Origin of the sequence: Carboxylicivirga linearis, assembly GCF_018271995.1 — a bacterium.
In the GTDB taxonomy this organism is placed as follows: Bacteria; Bacteroidota; Bacteroidia; order Bacteroidales; family Marinilabiliaceae; genus Carboxylicivirga; species Carboxylicivirga linearis.
The window spans coordinates 1-4,526 of record NZ_JAGUCO010000055.1; the positions used below are offsets into that span (position 1 = coordinate 1).

The window sequence follows — 4,526 nt, forward strand, 5'->3', positions numbered from 1 at the left end:
ATCTCTACCACTTTTACAACGTTGAAGATATTATCCCGATTAACGGCAAAAAGCTTTACTCCAGACAAGGAACATCAATCAATACCCGATTGATTTTGATTGATGGAGCAAAAGCAGTTCCCGATGGAGCAGCTCCACTCAAAAATAATCTGCATAGCACAGTTGTCAATACCCATGAAGAACTTTGGGACAGGGTTGGTTTAGGTAATAGTACAAGCCCAAAGCCACAAACCAAAGATGTGAAGGTCATTAAACTTCGTGCTAAAGCCATACTGATAAAGCAAAAACAGTTATCGCTTGGTAAACTCTCAACGGCAAACCGACCGCTACGCATTTTGGTAGCTTGTGAAGAAAGCCAAACCGTAACAATGGCACTTCGCAGCCGGGGGCACGAAGCTTATAGCTGTGACATTCTTCCAACCACAGGCAAACATCCCGAATGGCACATCCAGGGTGATGTGTTGAACCAATTGGATAAAGGTTGGGATATGATGATTGCTTTTCCACCATGCACTTACCTGACTGTTTCAGGTAATGCGTGGATGCACGACCCTGAACGTCAAAAGGAACGTAAAAAAGCATTGGCTTTTATCCGAAAGCTGATGAAAGCTCCCATTGATAAAATTGCCATTGAAAACCCTATTGGTGTTATCAGTACCGCTATCCGCAAGCCCGACCAAATCATTCAGCCCTACTACTTTGGCGATAATGCAAAGAAATCAACTTGCTTGTGGTTAAAGAACCTACCACTACTAGAACCAACCGATATGCTCGATGAAGACCAATTGGAATACAAGCATTGGTACGACAAGAAGAAAAAACGTTGGAGACGGCAACCACTTTGGTACTACAAAGCAAGGGATTTAAGCGATGAAGAAAGACGTAGGGTTCGCAGTAAAACCTTCCAAGGGATTGCCGATGCAATGGCAGACCAATGGACTGAGAAAGCGAAAACCTATACCATTGGTGCATTGAGAGCGAGAGAGAATGAATATTGGACTGAAATCAAAGGCGATATAACACTTGTAAAAAGATTGCCAAACGGCATGATTGAATGGAATGATTTTACCAAAGGTACTGTAAGAGGTATCAGGGCTAAAAGCGAACTATTCAAACGTAAAACCGATGCCGCAAAATACTTTAAATCCGCATAAGCCATGAAAATATTGAACTTATATAGTGGCTTAGGAGGAAACCGCAAATTGTGGAAAGGCGTTAGCGTGACTGCCGTTGAGAATAATGAGCAAATTGCAGCCGTTTACAAAAAGGATTTTCCCAACGATAAGATTGTGATTGGTGACGCACATGATTACCTGGTCCGCAATTTTCGTGACTACGATTTTATTTGGAGCAGTCCACCGTGTCAGAGCCACAGCAAGATGATGAGAGCCACACGGCACACCATCAATAAATATCCTGACTTAAAGCTATACGAGGAAATCCTTTTACTCAAGTACTTCTTCAAAGGCAATTGGGTGGTTGAAAATGTTGCTCCCTATTACGAACCACTCATCGAACCAACCACCAAAATCGGGAGGCATTTGTTTTGGAGCAATTACCATATCGAAACGATTGACATTCCCGGAATCAAAGGCATTTTTTCTGCAAGTCCGCAGGAACTTAAAAAGCAGTTAGGCTTCAATTACAAGAGAAACATCTACTACAAAGGCAACCATGACGGTGGTCAAGTTCTACGCAATTGTGTACACCCGAAGCTTGGGCTTCATGTACTCAATCAGGTTAATCAGGGCAAAGCAAAAAGGAAGGCTTTCATTCAGCAGAATCAAATAAAGGCAAGGGCAATTGAATTAAAACAGAAGCAGTATGAAACAAGCAATATCATTTAGTAAGAACAGCATTACCATAAAGTTTGGTAGCGTTCCTCCAAAACATATATCGGCAAGGCTTATTGAATTGGGTTTTAATACCACCAACAATAAATGCTTTGTCCGCACCAAAAAGCTGGCTCAAAACGAGCATGAGTATTTACAAGGAATGTTCGGTCATAAAGGGCTTGGCATGGCTTATATCCCCACAGCCGAAAAAGGTTTTATCCTGGATACAACTGTTCCCGATTCAATGGGACATGAAATGCACATCGCTATACGGAAAATAAAGAAAAGTATTGGGATGCCTTTGTTTGACTACGTTGCCGAAAAACTAGATTACAGCAATGACGAGCTTGTAAAGTCGCTTTCGTGCGAACAAATTGATGCGGTTTCATTAGCCATTTACAATATCGAGAAGCGTGGCCAGGGAATCATTGTTGGCGACCAAACAGGAATCGGTAAAGGAAGAACCGCAGCAGCTTTAATCCGCTATGGTGTTAAAAGTGGACTGCAACCTGTGTTTTTATCTGAAAAGCCCAACTTGTTTACTGATTTGTATCGGGATTTATCTGACATTGGAAGTTCTGCTTTAGTTCCGTTTATCGTGAACACCAAAGAGAGCAAAACCAATGTGAAGGACAAAAGCGGTGAAGTGATATATACAGCTCCCGAAAAACCTACACAAGAAAGGATTATAAAGAGCAAGCAAGTTCCCAACAACTACAACTTTGTTTGTGCCACCTATTCGCAGTTCAATCAGCCGAAAAAGCCAGCCAAACAAGAGTTTTTAAATGCTGCAAGTAGCGGTAATATAATCATCATGGATGAAGCTCACAATGCTTCGGGTAGTTCCAACACAGGTGAGTTTATGCAAGATGTATTAAGGCAAACCAAAGGCGTTTGTTTCCTGTCAGCCACATTTGCAAAACGACCTGATAACATGCCTATTTACGCTCAAAAAACATCAATGAGCGATGCTAATATGAGCAAAGAGGATTTGGTGGAAGCTATTACTAAAGGCGGTGTTGCATTGCAGGAAGTTTTAGCAGCCCAATTGGTTTCAGAGGGTCAAATGATTAGGCGTGAACGTTCTTTTGAAGGTGTGGAAGTGAACTACATAGAGCTTAAAGAAAAAGCTAAAGAGCAAGCTGAAACTGCCGACAAGATTACATCAATCATTAGGGATATAATCGGGTTTCAGGAGAAATACATTAACAAACAAGTTGATGAGCTTGATAAGATTGCAGCAGCCGAAAGTAAAGAGGTTGAAACACGCAAAGGAACAGAAAAAGCAGGGGTTGATAACATTCCGTATTTCTCAAAGGTCTTCAATGTAATTAATCAGTTGCTTTTTAGCCTGAATGCTTCTGATGTAGCTGACCATGCCATAAACAGGTTGAAAGAAGGTAAGAAACCTATTATTGCTTTTGCCTCCACAATGGGGAGCTTTTTAGAAGGAATGGCTAAACCTGATGATGTGATTAATGGTGATTTTTCTACCGTATTGGAAAAGGGACTGGATTCAGTTCTTCGCTACACCGAGAAGGATATTGATGGAGAATCACAGGGTAAGCAATTCAATATTGCCGATTTATCGGAAGATGCACAATTGGCTTACTACGATATTATCAGGCGAATCGAACAGGCATCCACAGGTATTACTATCAGTCCGCTTGATTTGATAATCCAAAAAATTAAGGAAGCCGGCTATTCAGTTGGTGAAGTTACAGGTAGAAAACTTTGTGTCCAGTACAGGAACCTGAACAAGAAAAACACCACCGCCCTCGTGATGAGCCGGAAAAAGGAAAACACAGCCGATTTGTTTCGTCAATTCAACGACAATGAAATTGATTGTTTGCTTATCAACCAAAGTGGTTCAACAGGAGCTTCGGCACATGCCATTGTCACCGATAAGGTGCCAGCAGAAAAGGTGAAGCAGCGTGTGATGGTAATACTCCAACCTGAACTGAACATCAACACCGAAATCCAAAAGCGTGGACGTATCAACCGTACAGGGCAGATAATGAAACCGATTTACGATTACATTATCTCATCCATCCCTGCACAAAAGCGGTTTATGATGATGCTTAAAAAGAAGCTGAAATCATTGGATGCCAATACCACCTCCAACCAAAAAAGCAGCAAATCACAATTAGAATCCGATGACTTTCTAAATAAGTACGGTGACAAAGTGGTACGCCAATACATGTTGGAGAATGAAGAGCTAAACAAAGCCTTGGATAACCCACTAAAATTTGAAGGAAAAGAAAGCGATGAAACACCATCCGAAGGTGATGCTTCAAAAGTAACAGGGCGTGTGGCTGTTCTATCAGTTAAAGAACAAGAGAAATTCTATCAGGAAGTCATTGAGCGATATAACGATTACATCGAATACCTCAAGCAAGCCGATGAGTATGACCTTGAAGTGGAAGTCCTGAACCTAAAAGCAGAATCTCTTGAAAAGCGTGTTGTGATAGCTGGGAAAGGTGGACGTTCGGTATTTGGTAACGATACTTATTTGGAAAAGTGCGAATGCAACGTACTTAAAAAGCCGTATGGCAAAGCTGAACTTGCAAAGCTGATTCAAAAACAACTAAACGGTAAACACCCCGATAGTATTTCTGAAGAAATAGTATCATCCCATGAAAAGTGGGTATTAACTAAATTAAATTCAGATTTAAAAGATTTAGAAACCAA

3 protein-coding genes are annotated in these 4,526 nt (G+C 41.1%); all 3 read left to right on the forward strand.

The genetic code is table 11. The features are described from left to right. Positions 1 to 1,154, forward strand: a 1,154-nt coding sequence (locus tag KEM10_RS23330) for a hypothetical protein (RefSeq protein WP_212220644.1), incomplete at its 5' end; no start/stop codon positions are given. Between the two features lie 3 nt (positions 1,155 to 1,157). After that, complete coding sequence (locus KEM10_RS23335; RefSeq protein ID WP_244826131.1) at positions 1,158 to 1,847, forward strand: DNA cytosine methyltransferase; 690 nt, start codon at positions 1,158 to 1,160, stop codon at positions 1,845 to 1,847. Further along, on the forward strand, positions 1,825 to 4,526 hold a 2,702-nt coding region (locus tag KEM10_RS23340; protein WP_212220647.1), incomplete at its 3' end, for a strawberry notch-like NTP hydrolase domain-containing protein. The genes KEM10_RS23335 and KEM10_RS23340, both read left to right, overlap by 23 nt.